The sequence below is a fragment of the Streptococcus sp. SM5 genome (assembly GCF_027497975.1).
Window position 1 is genome coordinate 63,082 of record NZ_JAJNSC010000012.1, and the last position, 19,639, is coordinate 82,720.

The window sequence follows — 19,639 nt, forward strand, 5'->3', positions numbered from 1 at the left end:
TAGTACAATAAAACCATGGAATTTAGAACAATTAAAGAGGACGGACAAGTCCAAGAAGAAATCAAAAAGTCTCGCTTTATTTGCCATGCAAAGCGTGTCTATAGTGAGGAAGAGGCGCGTGACTTTATTACTGCTATCAAAAAAGAACACTACAAGGCTACTCATAACTGCTCTGCCTTTATAATCGGCGAACGAAGTGAAATCAAACGAACCAGTGACGACGGAGAACCAAGCGGCACTGCCGGTGTCCCTATGCTAGGAGTTCTAGAAAACCACAATCTTACTAATATCTGTGTAGTTGTTACCCGATATTTTGGTGGTATTAAGTTGGGTGCCGGAGGCCTCATTCGCGCTTATGCAGGAAGTGTCGCCTTGGCTGTCAAAGAAATTAGCATCATTGAAATCAAAGAGCAAGCAGGAATTCAGATTCAAATGACTTATGCTCAATATCAAGAATATGGAAATTTTCTTAAAGAACATAACCTTATGGAGCTGGAGACAAGCTTTACGGATCAAGTTGAAACGATAATTTTTGTTGATAAAGAAGAGAAAGAAGGCATCAAAGTTGCCCTTATCGAGTTTTTCAATGGAAAAGTCACCTTAACTGACCAAGGTTTACGAGAAATCGAAGTTCCTGTTGACTTAGCTTAAAAAGGAGAAAAATATGGTATTCGGAAAATTAATCAATGGACTTGCTGGAAATTTTAGCGAACAAAACAAAGAAACTCTAACGAAAGAGTATGGTCAATATCTACTAGAAAATGAAGAAATCCAGATTGGGTATAAGCTCATTCGTGATGCAATCATCTTTACAAACATTCGTATTATTTTTACAGACAAACAGGGTGCTACTGGGAAAAAAGTATCTGTCAAATCCATCTTCCTCATGAACATTGTCAATGTTGAATTGGAAACCGCTGGTGTTGGGATCGATGACAGTGAAATGACTATTACTTATCTAGAAAACGTCTTCCTAAAAGCTCATCGTGAGCACTCGAACTCTCTCAAATTTGAATTTCCAAAGAAATCCGATCTTGTTCCACTCTATACTTATTTGTTAGAACTAGCTTACCAAAACCGTCTGAGAATTAACGGTTTAGATCATTGATATAAAAAAATCCTATCACTTCGATAGGATTTCTATATTTTACAAATAGTCTAGATAGGGTTATACTAGGTACAACTTACAAAAAGAGGTATTCACATGGCTATATACAATAATATTACTGAACTAGTGGGACAGACTCCTATTGTCAAACTAAATCATATCGTACCAGAAGGCGCTGCAGATGTTTATGTAAAACTGGAGGCCTTTAATCCTGGTTCCTCAGTTAAAGACCGCATTGCTCTTAGCATGATTGAAAAAGCAGAACAAGAGGGTAAACTCAAACCAGGTTCTACCATTGTGGAAGCAACAAGTGGTAACACTGGTATCGGTCTTTCATGGGTCGGTGCTGCTAAAGGTTACAAAGTTGTCATCGTTATGCCTGAAACAATGAGTGTTGAACGCCGTAAAATCATCCAAGCTTATGGTGCTGAACTAGTCCTCACTCCAGGTAGCGAAGGAATGAAAGGTGCGATTGCAAAAGCACAGGAAATTGCTGCTGAGCGCGATGGTTTCCTTCCGTTACAATTTAACAACCCAGCTAATCCAGCTGTCCACGAAAGAACAACAGGAGCTGAAATTCTAGCTGCTTTCGGAGGTGATGGTTTAGATGCCTTTGTTGCTGGTGTTGGTACTGGAGGAACTATTTCTGGTGTCTCCCATGCTCTTAAATCGGCTAATTCAGACATTCAAGTTTTTGCAGTTGAGGCAGACGAGTCAGCAATCTTATCAGGTGAAAAACCAGGACCTCACAAAATTCAAGGTATATCTGCAGGATTCATTCCAGAAACACTTGATACGAAAGCTTACGATGGTATCGTTCGCGTAACATCAGACAATGCTTTAGCCCTTGGCCGTGAAATCGGTGGAAAAGAAGGTTTCTTGGTAGGTATTTCTTCTGCCGCAGCTATCTATGCAGCAATCGAAGTTGCTAAAAAACTTGGGGCAGGTAAAAAAGTTCTAGCACTTGCACCAGATAATGGAGAGCGTTACCTATCTACAGCACTCTATGAGTTTGAAGTCTAGTCTCCTAAATACACCAAGCCCTTGTTAAAGGGCTTTTTAATTTTTTTATAAAAGAAAAAGGAAGCAAATCTGCTTCCTCTTTTTATTATTAGTTATTCAAAGCTGCTGCCATCGTAGCTGCAACTTCAGCTTCAAAGTCATTTGCAGCTTTCTCGATACCTTCACCAACTTCAAAGCGAGCGAACTCAACTACTGAAGCGTTAACTGATTCAAGGTATGCTTCAACTGTCTTGCTGTCATCCATGATGTAGACTTGTGCAAGAAGTGTGTATGCTTGGTCAACTTTAGTGTTGTCAAGCATGAAGCGATCCATTTTACCTGGAATGATTTTATCCCAGATTTTTTCTGGTTTACCTTCTGCAGCCAACTCAGCTTTGATATCTTCTTCAGCTTTAGCAATAACTTCATCAGTCAATTGAGCTTTAGATCCATATGCCAAGTGTGGAAGTGCTGGTTTGTTAACCATAGCGCGGCTTTCGTTATCTTGATCGATTACGTGGTTCAATTGTGCCAACTCATCTTTAACGAATTGAGGATCCAATTCTTTGTATGAAAGAACTGTTGGTTTCATTGCAGCAATATGCATTGAGATTTGTTTAGCAAGTGCTTCGTCTCCACCTTCGATTACAGAGATAACACCGATACGTCCGCCGTTGTGTTGGTAAGCACCGAAGTGTTGTGCATCTGTTTTTTCAATCAAAGCAAAGCGGCGGAATGAGATTTTTTCTCCGATAGTTGCTGTTGCAGACACATAAGCTGCTTCAAGAGTTTCACCTGAAGGCATTGTCAAAGCAAGAGCCTCTTCGTTGTTAGCTGGTTTTCCTTCAGCAATTACTTTTGCAGTTACATTTACCAATTCAACGAATTGAGCGTTTTTCGCAACGAAGTCAGTTTCAGCATTTACTTCAACAACTGCTGCAACGTTACCGTCAACATAAACACCAGTCAAACCTTCTGCAGCAACACGGTCAGCTTTCTTAGCTGCTTTTGCCATACCTTTTTCTCGAAGCAATTCAATCGCTTTTTCGATATCGCCTTCCACTTCAACCAATGCTTTTTTAGCGTCCATAACACCAGCACCAGATTTTTCACGCAACTCTTTAACAAGTTTAGCTGTAATTTCTGCCATTTTGATTCTCCTATATTTTTTAAAAATAGGAGAGCCGGGCTAAGCCCCGCCCTCCTAGGTAATTACTATTTATCTAAATTAAGCGTTGTCGCCTTCAACAACTTCAACGATTTCTTCGATTGAGTCTGCTTGAGCTTCTGAAGCTGCAAATTCCGCTTCAACTGCTGCTACAGCATCTTCACCTTGACGACCTTCGATGATAGCGTCTGCCAATTTAGCTGTAATCAACTTAACTGCGCGGATAGCATCATCGTTAGCTGGGATGATTACATCGATATCGTCTGGATCAGTGTTTGTGTCAACCATCGCAACAACTGGGATACCCAATTTTTTAGCTTCTTTAACAGCGATTTGCTCTTTATGTGGGTCAACTACGTACATTACGTCTGGGATACGAGGCATGTCTTCGATACCTCCCAAGAATTTTTCAAGACGTGCACGTTGTTTGTTAAGAAGTGCAACTTCTTTCTTAGGAAGAACATCAAAGATTCCTTCTTCTTCCATACGTTTGATTTCTTTCAAACGAGCGATACGTTTTTGGATTGTTCCCCAGTTTGTAAGAGTTCCACCCAACCAACGGTGGTTGATGAAGTATTGACCAGCACGAACAGCTTCTTCTGCAACTGCATCAGCGGCTTGTTTCTTAGTACCAACAAACAATACAACTGCATCGTTAGCTGCAGCATCACGCATAAAGTCGTATGCTTGGTCAGCATATTTTACAGTTTGTTGCAAGTCGATAACGTGGATTCCGTTACGTTCAGTGAAGATGTACTTAGCCATCTTAGGGTTCCAGCGACGAGTTTGGTGACCAAAGTGTACACCAGCCTCAAGAAGTTGTTTCATTGAAATTACTGCCATGAGTATTTCTCCTTTTTTGTTTTTTTCCTCTCCTCGATTTCAACTTGCAAAACAACCCAAAGGCAACAGTTTCACAATTCATCAAGAATGAGTATTATCGTTTACACGACAAGTTTCATTCTACCATAGTTTATCCTATTTTTCAAGTTTTTTAGATTATTTTCTATTAATATGGTCATCTTTGCCAGATAAAAATAAAAAAGAGACTCAATACGAGTCTCAGTATTTTTTAGTTTGGATAGATGTATGTTACTGCACCTGGATTAAACCATCCACGGTGATTTCCGATTGTACGGTTTCCACCGTAGTTTGATTCTGATACTTGGATACGTGATGCAGATTCGACAGCTGTAACGACTGCAACGTGTCCATAACCACCATCATTCCAACAAGCGATAGCTCCTACTTGCGGTGTAGAACCTGTACGGAAGCCTGCAGCTGCTGCACTTGCAGCCCACTGTCCTCCGTTACCCCAGTAGTCTCCAGCCCAAGGGGCTAATGTTTTAGCTCCCCATGTACATTCTCCAACTGGATAGCTTGAAGCGTTGGTGCTGTACGTAGGACGTTGTTTTGCTGGTGCTGGTGTTGCAACAGGTGTTGGTGCTTCTTCCTCAGATGATGCAGACGAAGAAGATACCGCTGTAGCTTGTACTTGTGCTACTAGTGTAGTATTAGCAGACGCGACTACAGATTGACGTTGACTAGCTTGTTGAGCTTTGTAAGCCGCTTCTGCTTCAGCTGCTGCTTTTGCTTCAGCTTCTGCCGCTGCTTTTTTCTCTAAGAGACTAGCTTTTTCACTCTCGGCTGTTGCTTTCTCAGCTGCAAGGTTCAATTCAGCAACTTTTAGTTCTGCTTGTTTTGTTGTCAAAACTTGAGCATCGTCAGCAAGTGTTTGTTGGTTAGCAATAACTGTATTGATGGCTTCGTTGTTTGCCACTTGTTTTTCAGCAATAGCTTTTTTATCTTCTTTTTGTTGTTCCAACATTTTGTTGTTAGCAGATACAATTTCACTCATTGCAGCAACACGAGAAATAGCTTCTGTGATTGAGTTTGAGTTAATAATTGTGTTGATATAACTTGTAGCAGTTCCATTAGTTTGTGCGCTACGAGCTTGGTTTTCAAGAGAAGCATTGCGAGCTACGATATTTTTTGATAACTCAGTGATTTCTCCTTCAAGTTGCTTAGATTCTGCTTGTAGAGTTTCATTTTCAGCTTGTAATTTTTCTTGTTCAGTTTGAATTGCTGAAACTTGCTCTTGAATTTGATCAACTTGCTTTTGGGCTTCTGCTTGTTGCGCTGTTAAAGAACTAATTTTGCTATCTTGAGCAGCAATTTTATCATCTGTATTGTCAGCTTTTACTGTTGAAAGGATTGCTCCTTGTGAAACTAAAACTGTACTTAATAAAAGTGACGCTAAGATTTTTTTCTTCATATTGGTATATACTCCTTCTTTTAAGACATTACTAGTATATCAAAAAAAGGCTTAATAAATATTACGCCTTTATTACAGTTTTATTTCTTTATTATAGATATATTTTTTCAAAAATAAATTGAAAAACTAACATCCAAATAAAATTTAAGATCATGGTCGGCACCAAGCTATAGATCATAAAAAATGGTAGACTTTCAGCAGTTAATCCAATAGCCTGCGCAAGCATAAAGCCACCAAATTCAAATAAGAAAGTCATCACTAGTATTGCTAACATTCTAGTCCATCTATTTGCCAATATGACAGAATTATTTTTATAAACTATAGCACCTACAATAATAAAAAGAAGACTTGCTAATCCTATTAAATGAAAGAAATAAATATCGTATATGACACCGAGAACCAAACAGTAGGCCAAAAATAAATACTCAGAGACTTCAATCGTTTCAAATAACAGAAATATAAAAATAAAGTGACTAATAATATGAAAATGAGGGAAAAAACTGTTCACAAATTGTCCTAAATGACTATCTATTAACAAAATGAGGGGTAAAAGAATAAACATCCCTATCTGTTTTAACTGTCTCATGATAGGTTCCCCACTAGCTCTACAGCCTTCACATTCATTGAGTCAGCATAAAGCTTAACCATAACTTCTCTTGTTAGAAAATCGCTACTATGAGTCACAGAAACTACTTCCCCAACAGGAATGTCTGCTGCATTAAAGTTGCCTAAGCCACTGGTCGTTACCTTGTCCCCTTGACTAATATCACCACTGCTATTTAGCTGGCTAATCTTAAGCAACTCGTTTTCCTTATCATAGCCAACGATAATTCCGTAAATGCTACTAGATTCATGCTGAATTTTTACTGAAATTTTCTCAGTGTTTTCAGCATTGGTTAATAAATTGACGATGGTTGAATGTTCTTCAACCTTCTCAACACTCCCAATAAGTCCACCGCCAGCTACAACAAGCATATTGTTAGTAACGCCTGTTGTAGATCCTGCGTCAACTGTCAATTCTTGCTTCCAAGTAGCGGGAGTTCTCATAATCACATCCGTAGCAATCAACTTGGTGGCATTTAATTTTGACTTCATTTCTAACAATTGGCGTAGTTGCTCATTCTCTTCTTTTAGACTTTCTGATTCATTAGACTCTTTTTTCATACGATAGAATTCGCTTTTGAGAGTCTCATTTTCATTGTAGGTTCTTGTTAAATGTCCTAAATCAGATTTTACAGAAGACAACCACTGAAATGGTTTTTCCACTATTCTGTCAATAAGCGAAAGGCCATCACTCGCTTTTGTCACAAATGTACTTGATTTTGTTGTTACTAAAAATACTCCAACAATTATCACTACGGAAAATAGGACGATGATATACTTTGATTTTTTAAAACGATTCATACATCTACCTTATATTTTTTACTTTACTTCAGGATTTTAATATAAATAATAATATTCCCAATAGACTTATCAAAATGAGGGCAATACTATCTTTTCTCATCCAACTTAATTGTCGATATTGACTTCTTCCAACACCACCCTGATAGCCTCTAGCCTCCATAGCAGTCGCTAGAGAATCTGCACGTTTCAAACTAGTTGCAAACAATGGAATCAAAATAGGAATCATTGCTTTTACCTTTTGAATAATACTTCCTTCACCAAAATCAACTCCACGCGCCTTTTGAGCATTCATGATTCGAATAGTATCATCCATCAAGGTTGGTACAAAACGCAAGCTCATTGACAGCATGAGCCCTATCTCATGAACTGGGACTTTGAATCTCTTCAAAGGACTTAACAAGGATTCAACAGCCGTTGCTAAGCTTAGTGGCATAGTAGTCAAGGTTAGTAAAGTCGAGAAAAAGATAATCAATACAAACCTACAAAAGATTACTCCTGCTTGTTCAACTCCTTGACTGGTAATCTTAATAAAACCTATTTCCCATAATACCTGACCACCTGATATGAAGAACAACTGGAAAATAGTTGTGAAAGCTATCAGAAAGAACATTGAACGCAAACCTTTTATAAAAAAGGACAAAGGTACTCCTGATAAACTAACAAAAATGCCAGTAACAACAAACAGAATCAAATTTGTAATAGGATTATTAGCCCAAAAACTTATAACAATCAGCAAAAACATTGCCAATAACTTACTTCGAGGATCCAAACGATGAATAATCGAGTCCCCAGGTATGTATCGACCTAAAATCATATTATCCATTTATGAACTCCTTGAACTCCTCTATCGTTATAGGTAATTGCTTAAAAGTAGCACCTCGTTTAATTAATTTTTGTGCAAATCTTGTGATTTTGGGAACACCTAACTGTATTTTCTCCATAAAATTAATATCTTGAAAAACAAAGCTTGGTTCTCCACTTTTGACTAATCTTCCTTTTTCCATTACATAAACTTGATCAGCATATTCTGCCACATCATCCATAAGATGTGTCACCAAGACGATTGTTATTCCATCTAGATGGAGTTTTTTAAACAAGTTCATCAACTCTTTTCTACCTATAGGATCCAGTCCCGCTGTTGGCTCATCCAACACTAAGATTCTAGGCTCCATAGCCAAAATTCCAGCAATTGCTACACGTCTCATCTGTCCACCTGATAATTCAAAGGGACTACGTTCAAAGAGGGATTCATCAATCCCGACCAAGGCTAATTTTTCACGCGCAATAGTCTCTGCTTCTTCTCTAGAAACTCCAAAGTTTTGAGGGCCAAAGGCCACATCTTTGAGAACAGTCTCTTCAAAAATTTGGTTTTCAGCAAACTGAAAAACTAAGCCAACTTGCTTACGAATTTGTCGAATTTCTTTATTTACCGATGTGGGGGTAATCAGCGTATCAAAGACACGAACTTCCCCATCTGTTGGAACTAACAAACCGTTCAGTAATTGTAGTATTGTCGACTTTCCACTCCCTGTATGTCCAATCAGGGCCGTGTAAGAACCATCCTTGATTGTTAAACTAACATCAGATAGAGCTGTAGAGGCAAACGGCGTTCCATTCTGATAAATATAACTAACATTTTCTAGAGTAATTCCCATAACGCCTCCTCTAGCTCATCCTCAGTCATGTACGAATCGGGTAAATTCAAGCCGCTCTCGCGTAATGACTGTCTCAATTGGTTCACAAACGGTTGATCTAAGCCAATTTTGTCAATATCACTTCGAGAAAACAATTCTCTCGGGCTACTTGTTGACTCGACTTGACCCTTTTTCATAACCAGAACACGATCGCTCATGGCGACTTCTTCCAAATCATGAGTAATAGAAATGACAGTCATTTGATGATCATTTCGAATTTCTTGGACGATTTTGATTAGTTCTAATCGACCCTCTGGATCAAGCATACTTGTTGATTCATCTAAAATCAATATATCAGGGCGTAAAGCTACCACACCAGCAATCGCTACTCTTTGTTTTTGCCCACCAGACAAACGAGCAGGTTCTTTTTTATGAAATTCTTCCATTCCTACTAAAGAAAGCGCCTCTGTTACTCGCTCTTTCATTTGGTCTAGCGGGATTCCTTGATTTTCCAATCCAAAAGCAACGTCGTCTTCCACGGTAGCTCCAACAAATTGGTTATCTGGATTTTGAAAAACCATCCCAATTTTACGTCTCTTTTCCCAAACATTTTCAGGAGTTAAAAGATCCCCGTCTATCCAAATCTCTCCTGATTCAGACTCGAGTAAGCCATCAATCAAGCGAACTGTTGTCGACTTCCCGCTTCCATTGTGACCAACAATAGATAGCCACTCTCCACGTTTCACGTGAAACGATATATGATTAACATCATAATAATCTTGGTTCGTTTGGTAACGAAAAGCTAAATCTTTAATTTCAATAATGTTTTCCATTTTTAACGAAAGGTTCCTTTAAATAAATAGGCACTTCCTTTAAAGTAATCATATCCTGAATAGATTGTAAAGAATAGTGCTATATACAGCGTCAGTTGCCCTAGAAAATTCCAATGAAACAATAAGAAAATAATCGCAAACATCTGACTAAATGTCTTAATTTTACCTGGCATTGCAGCAGCTAGAACTGTACCACCTGTCTCGACCAGCAGCAAGCGTAGTCCTGTAACTGCAAGCTCTCGACAAATAATTATAGCAACAACCCAAGCAGGAGCCATATTTAAACCAACCAACATGATAAATGCAGACATCACCAATAATTTATCAGCCATAGGATCCGCAAACTTGCCAAAATTGCTAACAACTCCCCATTTTCTAGCCAAATACCCATCTAAATAATCCGTTATACTCGCGATTGAAAAAATAATGGCCGCTATTCCATGTAATAAATGAGACTCACCAAATGATAGAAGAAGAATAAAAATGGGTATAAATAAAATTCTACCTATCGTAAGTATGTTAGAAATATTCTCTTTTTTCATGTTTACCTTTCTTAATTTGGACTAATAGTCAAACTTATCCATCCTGTCTGTCCGGTTAATTTTGATGTATCTATTTCTTGATTATCTATTTTCAAGCTTACTCCTTTAACAACACCTAAAGTTATTGTTACGGGAGTTTTTTTAGAAATTGTAGTTGTGGCTGTCTGGTTACCTGGAGCAAGAGTAACACCTCCTGCCAAGTCAGTATCCGAAACACTCACCCAACTTTGAGTATCTTTTACAGAAAGTTGAAGCTCGGCAGTTTCTTTAGAAGTTTTATATACTACTGAGATTGTATCACCTTCTCCAGAAACCGTCACTGCAGACGTTTTATTAACACTTGTTTCAGTAGTAGATTGACTACTACTTGTCACTTCACTAGTAGAATCAGGTACAGTCGTTGTAATAACACTATAACTAGCTTCAGATGTTTTTATGGGTTGTGTTTGGATGTAATTCCAGACATAATAGACCACAAAAGCTATTATAGATAATGAAAAGACAAGGAAATAGAACAAAGGAAGATAAGATTGTTTTTTTCGATTTGAACGTCTACGTCCTGAAAGTTCAATCTCATCAACATCGACTTCTTCATATGTAATCATGCTACCAGAATCATAGGCATCTAGAATAATATTTTCGTCAAGTTCAACAGCCCAAGCATATTTCCTTAAAAATGATCGCGTATAAAAAAGATTTGGTAACTTATCAAAATTATCTGTTTCCAATGCCTCTAACAAATCTAGTTGAATATCTGTCTTTCTTTGTAATTCCTCTAAACTCAAACCTTGGCTAATTCTAGCTAACCGCAAGACTTCACCAATCGTTTTTTTTCTCATACTTAACACTCCTACTTTCAAGTATATTCTTATTGTTTACTATAATGGTAAAATTGTAAAATCTACCATATCACTATTATCAATAAAATGATGCCCAACCTCAAGAACATCTTCCAAAGTCATTTCTTGTATAATTTTAGGTAAATCAAATAGGGTTGAACCCTCTTTAGAAGGTTGATACTGAGTCGCAATAAAATCTAAAGAGTTTAAATTATGAATAAATTCCCCATATAATTCACTTTTAACTAAATCTAAATGATCCTCTGAGATATCATTATCTCTTTCAAATTCCTGAATAGCTTTACGAAAAAGATGAGAAAGGGCGAGAGGTTCCTTGGTTTCCATAGTTAATATTAGGAAGTTAAAACGTTTATTAATCTCAATTTCTAAAGATAAAGACGAATCGATCTTACCAGTTTCATATAAATTTTGGTACCTTTGTGAAGTCCAGCCAAACATCATTGTAAATAGAGCTCTCAACAAGATACTATAACGATAACAATCTTTATTGTCAAAATCTAAATTGCTACGTAGCCCAATTGCTAATTTTGGAGAGGTAACATCCATTCGAATGCTGTCGATCTTATTTACAGGGTGTAAAGCAACCTTGTTTTTAACAATCTTTTCAAATCTTTCACTAGTTCTATAATTTTTAAGAAAATATTCTTTCAAGATTTCAAGTTCAAAATTACCTACCAGAAAAATATTTGTATTTACAGGGGTGTAAAACCACCTGAAATTTTCCTCTAAATCACTTACCGAAATTTCCTGAATAGACATTTCCGTACCAACTATATCAGCTGCTAAAGGTGTTTCTGGATAAAGATTTGCCAAAGTTCTAAAGAATAAACATGAGTCAGGATCATCTAAATACATTTCTCTTTCTTGCTCAATAATATCTTTCTCTCGCTCAACAGATTCTTCAGATATATTAATTTTAGTTACAAGCTCCTTGAGTAATTCCAAACACTCAATAACATGATCAGTAGCAGAAAATAAATAACTTGTATGTGTAAAACTTGTAAAGGCGTTGCTTTCAGCTCCCAATGCTGTAAATGCCGCCATAATATCTCCCGCATTTTCTCTTTCAAATAACTTGTGCTCTAAAAAATGTGCAACTCCGTGAGGAAAAGTTTTAAACTCTTTACTAGGTGTTGTAAACTCTGTGTCAATCGATCCGACATGAACATTTACAACGCCGTAAATCTCTTTGTAATCCTTCTTAGGTAACAAAGAAACTGTCAATCCATTTTCTAAAGTTACTTGATATAGAGTCTCCTTAATAGCAGGGTAGTATTTTTTGTTAAACTCAACTTTTGTCATTCTACTCCTTCCATAAAGTAAATGGCCTGTAATTTTAGATTACTTGCAGCCTCACAAATCTCATTTTTTCCGATCAACTCTAATTTCTCTAGCATGGTAGGGATATCCAAAGCTTTTTTCCCAAAATAATGACGCAAATAGGTGCGATCTAAAATTGAATCTTGATTGTCTTGAGCCAACATCAAAGATCGCTTAATCATTTTTTTCGTTTGATCAATCTCTAAATCTGTAAATTTCCCATTTTTAATATCTTGCAATTGTTGGTTCATCAGTTTTCTTACTCTGTTTCGATTATTACGATCAATTCCAGCATATAAACGTAAACATCCACTAAAAAAATCTATATGGCTAGAAATAGTATAAGCTAGAGCCTCTTTTTCTCGAATCACCGTAAACATTTTAGAATGAGGAAAAGCTCCTAGTAAACCATTAACAACAATCATAGCCATCTGTTGTTCATCCCCGTACCCTACAGAACAATGATAAGCCATTTCTATGATTGATTGTCCTAAACTTTTTCGAACAAGATTCTCTTTTATCACGTTCGAATAAGGTTGCTGGTACTGAATATTTACAGTTCGTTGACGATCTGTAAAGGGTGTTTGTTTTATATATTCTAAAATCTCAATTTCATTAAAATCACCTAAGAAGAAAATATCAATTCGATCTTCTTGAAGCATCTTTTGAAAGCTAGTAAAACTCGTGTTTGGAGATTCTTCTGATATTCTAGTAATCAAATCCTCAGGAACTAATTGCATAGAAGGATCTTCAAAATATAAATGATCTAGTTCTTTGTGAGCAAAGAAAAATGGATCTTCAAATTCTGACTCTAATCTAGCTAAAACCTGCTTTTTCTCAATCTCAAATGTGTTTTTTTCAAATCCTTCATCGTCTGTCAAGGGAGAAAATAGAATCTGACTTAATAAATCTAAAATTTGTGAAGTTAAGACATTTTTCTTGCTTAAAAATTCATCCCTTACATAAGTGAAACTAACATCTACAAGATGACTTTGTCCTCTCCTGTATGCATGAGAAGACAAATCTGTTCCATACAAGCCTGCTAAATGTTTTCTAAAAAGTTGAGCAGTTGGAAAAGACTTATTGGCAGTTTCCAACATGCTTGCAATTAACATGCGACTTGAAATTGTTTCAAGAGACAATGGAGCTGTGAAACGCACTGTTATTTTATTAGTTTTAAATTGTTTAGATTGGATAAAACGCACTGCAATTCCTGGAACCAACTCCATATTTTACCTCCTTATACATAGAGTTCTATTATACCACGAAACAGGAAAATTTTCTTATTCTCTTTATTTCTTTTTCAATAAAATTCCATTTCAATTTAGAAAAGGTCACGCTCTGTTATTTATAGTAAAATATGATATAATACCAAAGATCGAGGTGTACTATGGAATACAAATTATTTGAAGAATTTATCACTCTCCAAGCACTTTTGAAAGAGCTTGGTATTATACAAAGTGGCGGGGCTATTAAATCCTTTTTAGCTGAGAATATCGTTTATTTTAACGGAGAATTAGAAAATCGTCGAGGGAAAAAAATACGAATTGGAGATTCTATCGAGATTCCCAAAATGCAACTCCACATCAGTATAGTCCAACCTAGCATTGATGAAATAGAAGAGTATAAACTAGAAAAACTTGAGAAAGAACGTGTAGCTAAACTTGTCAAAGAAATGAACAAGAAGGTCAAAACGAAAAAGACTAACCCAACCCAAAATAAAACTGCTCCACGTTTCCCAGGTAGATAAGTATGTGGCTCAAAAACTTATCCATCAAACAATTTAGAAATTACAATAATACCAATATAGAGTTTAACCCTAAATTAAACGTTTTTGTTGGTCGAAACGCTCAAGGAAAAACGAATCTTCTTGAAAGTATTTACTTCCTATCCCTGACACGTAGTCATCGAACCAATTCAGACAAAAATCTCATCCAATTTGAAGAAGAGAATCTTCAGGTGTCTGGAATCCTACAAAAAAGGACTACAACAGTACCACTTGAAATTGACTTAACTCCAAAAGGACGCATCACTAAAGTGAATCACTTAAAACAAGCTCGTCTTTCTGATTATATCGGACATATGAATGTTGTCTTATTTGCACCAGAAGATTTACAGCTTGTAAAAGGAGCACCAGCCATTAGACGTAGATTTATAGATATGGAGCTGGGTCAAATCAAACCGATATACTTGTCAGACTTGTCAAGTTATAATCATGTACTTAAACAGAGAAATACTTATTTAAAATCAACACAAAATATTGACGAAACCTTTCTATCAGTTCTTGATGATCAGTTAGTAGAATATGGTTGTCGCGTGATGCTTCATCGATTAGACTTTATCAAAAAGCTTGAATCATTTGGTCGAAAAAAACATTTTGAAATATCAGACCAGCTAGAAGAGTTGTCAATCAAGTATCAATCTTCTGTAAACTTTATTGACAAGGTGGACTTAGTTGACAGTTTTACATCAAGTTTGAAGAAAAGTAGATCAAGGGATATCTTTAAAAAGAACACTGGGGTTGGTCCTCATAGAGATGACATGATTTTTTTCATTAATAGAATGGAAGCAAGTTTCGGTAGTCAAGGACAACACCGTAGTCTTGTTCTTTCCATCAAACTTGCAGAAATTGAACTAATGGAAAGTATCACTCAGGAATCTCCTATTTTATTACTTGACGATGTCATGAGCGAACTTGACAACAACCGTCAACTTAAATTATTAGAAACCATTTCACACAACATTCAAACCTTTATTACCACTACTAGTTTAGAGCATCTTCAAAATTTACCTGACAACCTTAGCATCTTTAAAGTAAATAATGGTCAAGTCTCTGTAAATTAAAATTTACATATCTGTAAATAAACAAAAAATCTCCTATTTTAGTTAGGAGATTTTTTAATTTTTTACTATAACGAGTAATTTGGTGCCTCATTAGTAATTTGAACATCATGTGGATGACTTTCTTTGAGGCCAGCCCCTGACATTTCGATAAACTGAGCATTGTCATGTAACTCCTTAAGGTTTGCTGCACCACAATAGCCCATACCAGAGCGAATACCACCAACCATTTGGAAGACGATGTCAGCTGCTGCACCTTTATAAGCAACACGACCTTCAATTCCTTCTGGAACTAGTTTGTTAGCTTCATTTACAGCACCTTGGAAGTAGCGATCACTTGACCCTTTTTTCATAGCTGCAATTGAACCCATACCACGGTATGTCTTGAACTTACGTCCCTGATAAATTTCAGTCTCACCAGGAGCTTCATCAGTTCCTGCAAACATTGAACCTAGCATAACTGCATTGCCGCCAGCCGCAAGAGCTTTTACAATATCTCCAGAATACTTAATACCACCGTCAGCAATGATAGTTTTTCCGTATTCACGCGCAACTGCTGCTGCATCGTAAATTGCTGTTACTTGAGGAACTCCTACACCAGCAATAACACGAGTTGTACAGATTGAACCTGGGCCAATACCGACTTTAACAACGTCAACACCTGCATCATAAAGAGCACGTGCTCCTTCAGCAGTAGCGATGTTCCCAGCAATCAATGTACGGTCTGGAAAGTGCGCACGAATTTCAGCGATTTTACGGAGAACCCCTGCAGAGTGTCCGTGTGCTGTATCGATGACAATGGCATCCGCCCCTGCTTCAAAGAGGGCTTCTGCACGTTCAAATGTGTCAGAAGTAACACCTACCGCACCAGCAACTAAAAGACGACCGAATTCATCTTTTGCCGCATTTGGGAACTCAATCACTTTTTCAATATCTTTAATGGTGATTAAACCTGATAGACGTCCTTCATCATCAACTAGAGGTAATTTCTCAATACGGTGTTCTTGAAGAATACTCTCTGCAGTTTTTAAGTCTGTACCAACCGGAGCAGTAACTAAGTTTTCACTAGTCATGTGTTTTGAAATTGGTTGATTGTAGTCAGAAATAAAACGCAGATCTCGGTTGGTCAAAATACCAATTAACTTACGATTTTCAAGAGTTTCAACCACTGGAACACCACTGATACGGTAACGGCCCATGAGTTCATCTGCTTCAGCGATTGTATGTTTCGGAGTCAAGAAGAATGGATCAATGATAACACCATTTTCAGAACGTTTTACCTTACGAACTTCATCTGCCTGTTGTTCGATAGACATATTTTTATGGATAACTCCGAGTCCACCTGCACGCGCGATTGCAATGGCCATTTGGCTTTCTGTTACAGTGTCCATTGCAGCTGTAATAATTGGGATATTTAAAGTCAAATTATCTGCTAATTTTGTTGTTAAATCCGCATCATTAGGCAACACATGACTCTCTGCTGGAATTAGCAATACATCATCAAAGGTAAAACCTTTTTTCAAAAATTTAGTGTCCCAATTAGACATTGAAGTTTCCTCTTTTCTTTCTTTATTGAGCTAGACGCTTTTTGTATTGTATCTATCATACCATTCTATGAAAATTTGTCAATTAAATTTATAAGAGAATAAATAAAAAACTATCCCTCTTATTTTAAAGAAGAAATAGTTTTATAATTCATATTTTATCCATTAGTGAAAGTAATTTAGACCCATTGCAGCTTTTACTTCTGATAGTGTTTGCCCAGCAACTTCTCGAGCTTTTTCACTACCTTTTTGGAGCATACTATAAACCTCACCCATATCTTTAGCATATTCTAGGCGACGTTCACGGATTGGACCAAGTTCACGTTCTAGGATTTCAAGTAGGTAACGTTTAGTCTTAACATCACCAAGGCCTCCACGTTGATAATGTTCCTTCATTTCAGCAATTTCTTGAGCATCCTCAGGTCGACCGAATACGTCCAAGTAATGGAAAACCATATTTCCTTCAATCTTACCTGGATCCTCAACACGAATATGGTCTGGATCTGTATACATACTCATTACTTTTTTACGCAAAGTATCTGCATCATCAGCTAGATAAATTCCATTATTAAGTGATTTCGACATTTTGGCATTACCATCAAGACCTGGTAAACGTCCCGCACCTTCGTGCTCAGGGTAAATTCCTTCTGGTTCTACTAAAACATCACAGTTATAGGCATGGTTGAAAGAACGCACAATTTCACGTGTTTGTTCAATCATCGGCTTTTGATCATTCCCTACTGGAACCAAGTTAGCCTTAAATGCTGTAATATCTGCTGCTTGCGCAACTGGATAAACTAAAAATCCAGTTGGAATACTTTCTCCAAAGCCTTTCTGAGCAATTTCAGTCTTGACGGTTGGGTTTCGTTCCAAACGAGCTAAAGACACCAAATTCATATAATACATAGAAAGTTCTGCTAATTCTGGTATCTGACTCTGAATAAAAATTGTTGATTTCTTAGGATCTAATCCCACTGCAAGATAGTCCAAGGCCACATTCCCAATAGACTCTACAATTGTTTGTGGATCCTTTGCATGGTCAGTTAAAGCTTGCTGATCAGCTAAAAATACAAACATGTCATATTTATTTTCTTCTTGTAGTAAGACACGGTTCTTTAAGCTCCCAACGTAGTGCCCAATATGTAATCTCCCAGTTGGTCGATCTCCTGTTAAAATAATGGGTTTATTCATCTTATTCTCCTTTGATATGGTCCTTTCAATTATAGCATTTTTTTAATAAAAAGACAGATAAATTTTAAAATCAAACAACTAGGTTTGTGTCAATGAATCTGTAAACTTAATTGACATAAAATTGACAAACAAAAATTTGAATATTTCTCCCTTTTCTAGTAGAATAAATATATTACATATTATAGGAGAAAAACATTGCTTACAGTATCGAATGTCTCACTACGTTTTAGTGACCGCAAACTTTTTGATGATGTCAACATCAAATTTACAGAGGGAAATACATATGGTTTGATCGGTGCTAACGGTGCGGGAAAATCAACATTTTTAAAAATCTTAGCTGGTGATATCGAACCAACAACAGGTCATATCTCTCTTGGACCAAACGAACGTCTCTCAGTTCTTCGTCAGAACCACTTCGACTACGAAGATGAGCGTGCGATTGATGTTGTTATCATGGGAAATGAAAAACTATACAACATTATGAAAGAAAAAGATGCTATCTACATGAAGGAAGATTTTTCCGATGAAGATGGAGTACGCGCAGCTGAACTTGAGGGAGAATTTGCTGAACTAGGGGGTTGGGAAGCAGAAAGTGAAGCTTCACAACTCCTACAAAACCTTAACATCCCAGAAGAACTTCATTACCAAAATATGAGCGAACTTACTAATGGTGACAAGGTGAAGGTTCTCCTTGCTAAAGCCCTATTTGGTAAACCAGACGTCCTTCTTTTGGACGAGCCAACCAACGGTCTTGATATTCAATCTATTACCTGGCTAGAAGATTTCCTAATTGATTTTGATAACACAGTTATTGTCGTATCCCATGACCGTCACTTCTTAAATAAAGTATGTACCCACATGGCTGACCTTGACTTTGGTAAAATTAAACTCTATGTCGGAAACTACGACTTCTGGAAGGAATCTTCTGAGCTCGCTGCTAAATTGCTAGCAGACAGAAATGCTAAAGCAGAAGAGAAAATTAAACAACTCCAAGAATTCGTTGCTCGGTTCTCTGCTAACGCATCTAAATCTAAACAGGCTACTTCACGTAAAAAGATGCTTGACAAGATTGTCTTAGAAGAAATTATTCCGTCAAGTCGTAAATATCCATTTATCAACTTTAAAGCAGAACGTGAAATTGGTAATGATCTCTTGACAGTAGAGAACTTATCTGTAAAGATTGACGGTGAAACTATTCTTGACAACATCAGCTTTATCTTGCGTCCAGGTGATAAAACAGCTCTTATCGGACAAAACGACATCCAAACCACTGCTTTGATCCGCGCCATTATGGGTGAAATTGACTATGAAGGGACTGTCAAGTGGGGAGTTACAACTAGTCGCTCTTACTTGCCAAAAGACAATTCAGCTGATTTTGCTGGCAGTGAATCTATCCTTGACTGGTTACGTCAATTTGCAAGTAAAGAAGAAGATGACAATACCTTCCTACGTGGTTTCCTAGGCCGTATGCTCTTCTCTGGAGACGAAGTTAACAAACCTGTAAACGTCTTGTCAGGGGGAGAAAAAGTGCGCGTGATGCTCTCAAAACTCATGCTTTTAAAATCAAACGTTCTTGTACTTGACGATCCTACAAATCACTTAGACTTGGAATCAATCTCAAGCTTGAACGATGGATTGAAAAACTTTAAAGAGTCCATCATCTTTGCCAGTCACGACCATGAGTTTATTCAAACTTTGGCTAACCACATTATTGTCTTATCTAAAAACGGCGTCATCGATCGTATTGATGAAACCTATGATGAATTCTTAGAAAATGCTGAAGTTCAAGCAAAAGTCAAAGAACTTTGGAAAGATTAGGTAGAATTTAAAAAAACTCAGTTGGGCTCCCAACTGAGTTTTTTTATTTCTTATGAATTTTTAGTTGATAGTTCTGTCAATCTGATTCTATTCAACATA

The 19,639-nt window shown here is 37.0% G+C and carries 20 protein-coding genes; 6 read left to right on the forward strand and 14 right to left on the reverse strand.

The features are described 5' to 3' along the window. The first annotated feature begins 15 nt into the window (after positions 1–15). The 3 genes from PAN07_RS10145 (at position 16) to cysK (ending at position 2,131) form a co-directional block, all read left to right on the forward strand. Positions 16–651, forward strand: coding sequence for a YigZ family protein (locus PAN07_RS10145; RefSeq protein ID WP_269797875.1), 636 nt, complete (start codon positions 16–18; stop codon positions 649–651). Positions 652–664: 13 nt separating this feature from the next. Further along, complete coding sequence (locus PAN07_RS10150; RefSeq protein WP_250307860.1) at positions 665–1,108, forward strand: PH domain-containing protein; 444 nt, start codon at positions 665–667, stop codon at positions 1,106–1,108. A gap of 96 nt (positions 1,109–1,204) precedes the next feature. Beyond that, a complete protein-coding gene (gene cysK, locus PAN07_RS10155; protein WP_269797876.1) occupies positions 1,205–2,131 on the forward strand; it encodes a cysteine synthase A in 927 nt (308 codons plus the stop codon). Between the two features lie 88 nt (positions 2,132–2,219). Here the strand turns inward: cysK and tsf are convergent, their stop codons facing one another. The 12 genes from tsf to PAN07_RS10215 form a co-directional block, all read right to left on the reverse strand. Continuing rightward, on the reverse strand, positions 2,220–3,260 hold the full coding sequence (gene tsf / locus PAN07_RS10160) for a translation elongation factor Ts (RefSeq protein WP_269797877.1): 1,041 nt from the start codon (positions 3,258–3,260) through the stop codon (positions 2,220–2,222). 78 nt (positions 3,261–3,338) lie between these two features. Continuing rightward, on the reverse strand, positions 3,339–4,121 hold the full coding sequence (gene rpsB / locus PAN07_RS10165) for a 30S ribosomal protein S2 (protein WP_269797878.1): 783 nt from the start codon (positions 4,119–4,121) through the stop codon (positions 3,339–3,341). Positions 4,122–4,350: 229 nt separating this feature from the next. Beyond that, positions 4,351–5,553 carry a CHAP domain-containing protein gene (locus PAN07_RS10170; protein ID WP_269797879.1) on the reverse strand — a complete coding sequence of 401 codons (1,203 nt, stop codon included), beginning with the start codon at positions 5,551–5,553 and terminating at the stop codon, positions 4,351–4,353. A gap of 91 nt (positions 5,554–5,644) precedes the next feature. Further along, entirely contained in the window at positions 5,645–6,139 is a 495-nt protein-coding gene (mreD, locus tag PAN07_RS10175; protein ID WP_269797880.1) for a rod shape-determining protein MreD, read from the reverse strand. Continuing rightward, positions 6,136–6,957, reverse strand: a complete 822-nt coding sequence (mreC, locus tag PAN07_RS10180) for a rod shape-determining protein MreC (protein WP_269797881.1) — start codon at positions 6,955–6,957, stop codon at positions 6,136–6,138. The genes mreD and mreC overlap by 4 nt, the downstream gene beginning before the upstream one ends. Before the next feature lie 28 nt (positions 6,958–6,985). Next, the gene (locus PAN07_RS10185; RefSeq protein ID WP_269797882.1) at positions 6,986–7,780 is read right to left on the reverse strand and encodes an energy-coupling factor transporter transmembrane component T; all 795 of its coding nucleotides are present in this window, start codon (positions 7,778–7,780) and stop codon (positions 6,986–6,988) included. Beyond that, on the reverse strand, positions 7,773–8,612 hold the full coding sequence (locus tag PAN07_RS10190; protein WP_269797883.1) for an energy-coupling factor transporter ATPase: 840 nt from the start codon (positions 8,610–8,612) through the stop codon (positions 7,773–7,775). The genes PAN07_RS10185 and PAN07_RS10190 overlap by 8 nt, the downstream gene beginning before the upstream one ends. After that, positions 8,597–9,424, reverse strand: coding sequence for an energy-coupling factor ABC transporter ATP-binding protein (locus PAN07_RS10195; RefSeq protein WP_269797884.1), 828 nt, complete (start codon positions 9,422–9,424; stop codon positions 8,597–8,599). Before PAN07_RS10195 ends, PAN07_RS10190 begins: the two co-directional genes overlap by 16 nt. Positions 9,425–9,426: 2 nt before the next feature. Next, complete coding sequence (gene pgsA / locus PAN07_RS10200; protein WP_269797885.1) at positions 9,427–9,966, reverse strand: CDP-diacylglycerol--glycerol-3-phosphate 3-phosphatidyltransferase; 540 nt, start codon at positions 9,964–9,966, stop codon at positions 9,427–9,429. Between the two features lie 11 nt (positions 9,967–9,977). Beyond that, entirely contained in the window at positions 9,978–10,805 is an 828-nt protein-coding gene (gene rodZ / locus PAN07_RS10205; RefSeq protein WP_269797886.1) for a cytoskeleton protein RodZ, read from the reverse strand. Positions 10,806–10,844: 39 nt separating this feature from the next. Beyond that, positions 10,845–12,128, reverse strand: a complete 1,284-nt coding sequence (locus tag PAN07_RS10210) for a pitrilysin family protein (protein WP_269797887.1) — start codon at positions 12,126–12,128, stop codon at positions 10,845–10,847. Next, on the reverse strand, positions 12,125–13,375 hold the full coding sequence (locus PAN07_RS10215) for a pitrilysin family protein (protein ID WP_269797888.1): 1,251 nt from the start codon (positions 13,373–13,375) through the stop codon (positions 12,125–12,127). Before PAN07_RS10215 ends, PAN07_RS10210 begins: the two co-directional genes overlap by 4 nt. 161 nt (positions 13,376–13,536) lie before the next feature. On the opposite strand from PAN07_RS10215, the gene yaaA reads away from it, so the two are divergent. Together yaaA and recF are read left to right on the forward strand one after the other, a co-directional pair. After that, positions 13,537–13,896 (forward strand): S4 domain-containing protein YaaA, encoded by a 360-nt coding sequence (gene yaaA / locus PAN07_RS10220; RefSeq protein WP_269797889.1) that lies wholly within the window; start codon positions 13,537–13,539, stop codon positions 13,894–13,896. Positions 13,897–13,898: 2 nt separating this feature from the next. Continuing rightward, positions 13,899–14,990 carry a DNA replication/repair protein RecF gene (gene recF, locus PAN07_RS10225; protein ID WP_269797890.1) on the forward strand — a complete coding sequence of 364 codons (1,092 nt, stop codon included), beginning with the start codon at positions 13,899–13,901 and terminating at the stop codon, positions 14,988–14,990. Between the two features lie 65 nt (positions 14,991–15,055). Here recF and guaB read toward each other — a convergent pair whose 3' ends face one another. Continuing rightward, complete coding sequence (guaB, locus tag PAN07_RS10230; RefSeq protein WP_269797891.1) at positions 15,056–16,534, reverse strand: IMP dehydrogenase; 1,479 nt, start codon at positions 16,532–16,534, stop codon at positions 15,056–15,058. Between the two features lie 162 nt (positions 16,535–16,696). Continuing rightward, a complete protein-coding gene (gene trpS, locus PAN07_RS10235; protein ID WP_269797892.1) occupies positions 16,697–17,722 on the reverse strand; it encodes a tryptophan--tRNA ligase in 1,026 nt (341 codons plus the stop codon). A gap of 195 nt (positions 17,723–17,917) precedes the next feature. Here trpS and PAN07_RS10240 point away from each other — a divergent pair, with 195 nt between their 5' ends. Beyond that, positions 17,918–19,540, forward strand: a complete 1,623-nt coding sequence (locus PAN07_RS10240; protein WP_269797893.1) for an ATP-binding cassette domain-containing protein — start codon at positions 17,918–17,920, stop codon at positions 19,538–19,540. The last annotated feature ends 99 nt before the right edge of the window (positions 19,541–19,639 follow it).

What these genes read in the sequence shown, in the direction of transcription:
- rodZ (WP_269797886.1), bottom strand. Translation starts at nt 10,805, where the DNA reads ATGAGAAAAAAAACGATTGGTGAAGTCTTGCGGTTAGCTAGAATTAGC.
- PAN07_RS10170 (WP_269797879.1), bottom strand. Translation starts at nt 5,553, where the DNA reads ATGAAGAAAAAAATCTTAGCGTCACTTTTATTAAGTACAGTTTTAGTT.
- PAN07_RS10210 (WP_269797887.1), bottom strand. Translation starts at nt 12,128, where the DNA reads ATGACAAAAGTTGAGTTTAACAAAAAATACTACCCTGCTATTAAGGAG.
- PAN07_RS10145 (WP_269797875.1), top strand. Translation starts at nt 16, where the DNA reads ATGGAATTTAGAACAATTAAAGAGGACGGACAAGTCCAAGAAGAAATC.
- mreC (WP_269797881.1), bottom strand. Translation starts at nt 6,957, where the DNA reads ATGAATCGTTTTAAAAAATCAAAGTATATCATCGTCCTATTTTCCGTA.
- mreD (WP_269797880.1), bottom strand. Translation starts at nt 6,139, where the DNA reads ATGAGACAGTTAAAACAGATAGGGATGTTTATTCTTTTACCCCTCATT.
- rpsB (WP_269797878.1), bottom strand. Translation starts at nt 4,121, where the DNA reads ATGGCAGTAATTTCAATGAAACAACTTCTTGAGGCTGGTGTACACTTT.
- trpS (WP_269797892.1), bottom strand. Translation starts at nt 17,722, where the DNA reads ATGAATAAACCCATTATTTTAACAGGAGATCGACCAACTGGGAGATTA.
- PAN07_RS10190 (WP_269797883.1), bottom strand. Translation starts at nt 8,612, where the DNA reads ATGGGAATTACTCTAGAAAATGTTAGTTATATTTATCAGAATGGAACG.
- PAN07_RS10215 (WP_269797888.1), bottom strand. Translation starts at nt 13,375, where the DNA reads ATGGAGTTGGTTCCAGGAATTGCAGTGCGTTTTATCCAATCTAAACAA.
- tsf (WP_269797877.1), bottom strand. Translation starts at nt 3,260, where the DNA reads ATGGCAGAAATTACAGCTAAACTTGTTAAAGAGTTGCGTGAAAAATCT.
- cysK (WP_269797876.1), top strand. Translation starts at nt 1,205, where the DNA reads ATGGCTATATACAATAATATTACTGAACTAGTGGGACAGACTCCTATT.
- PAN07_RS10150 (WP_250307860.1), top strand. Translation starts at nt 665, where the DNA reads ATGGTATTCGGAAAATTAATCAATGGACTTGCTGGAAATTTTAGCGAA.
- guaB (WP_269797891.1), bottom strand. Translation starts at nt 16,534, where the DNA reads ATGTCTAATTGGGACACTAAATTTTTGAAAAAAGGTTTTACCTTTGAT.
- recF (WP_269797890.1), top strand. Translation starts at nt 13,899, where the DNA reads ATGTGGCTCAAAAACTTATCCATCAAACAATTTAGAAATTACAATAAT.
- PAN07_RS10185 (WP_269797882.1), bottom strand. Translation starts at nt 7,780, where the DNA reads ATGGATAATATGATTTTAGGTCGATACATACCTGGGGACTCGATTATT.
- yaaA (WP_269797889.1), top strand. Translation starts at nt 13,537, where the DNA reads ATGGAATACAAATTATTTGAAGAATTTATCACTCTCCAAGCACTTTTG.
- pgsA (WP_269797885.1), bottom strand. Translation starts at nt 9,966, where the DNA reads ATGAAAAAAGAGAATATTTCTAACATACTTACGATAGGTAGAATTTTA.
- PAN07_RS10195 (WP_269797884.1), bottom strand. Translation starts at nt 9,424, where the DNA reads ATGGAAAACATTATTGAAATTAAAGATTTAGCTTTTCGTTACCAAACG.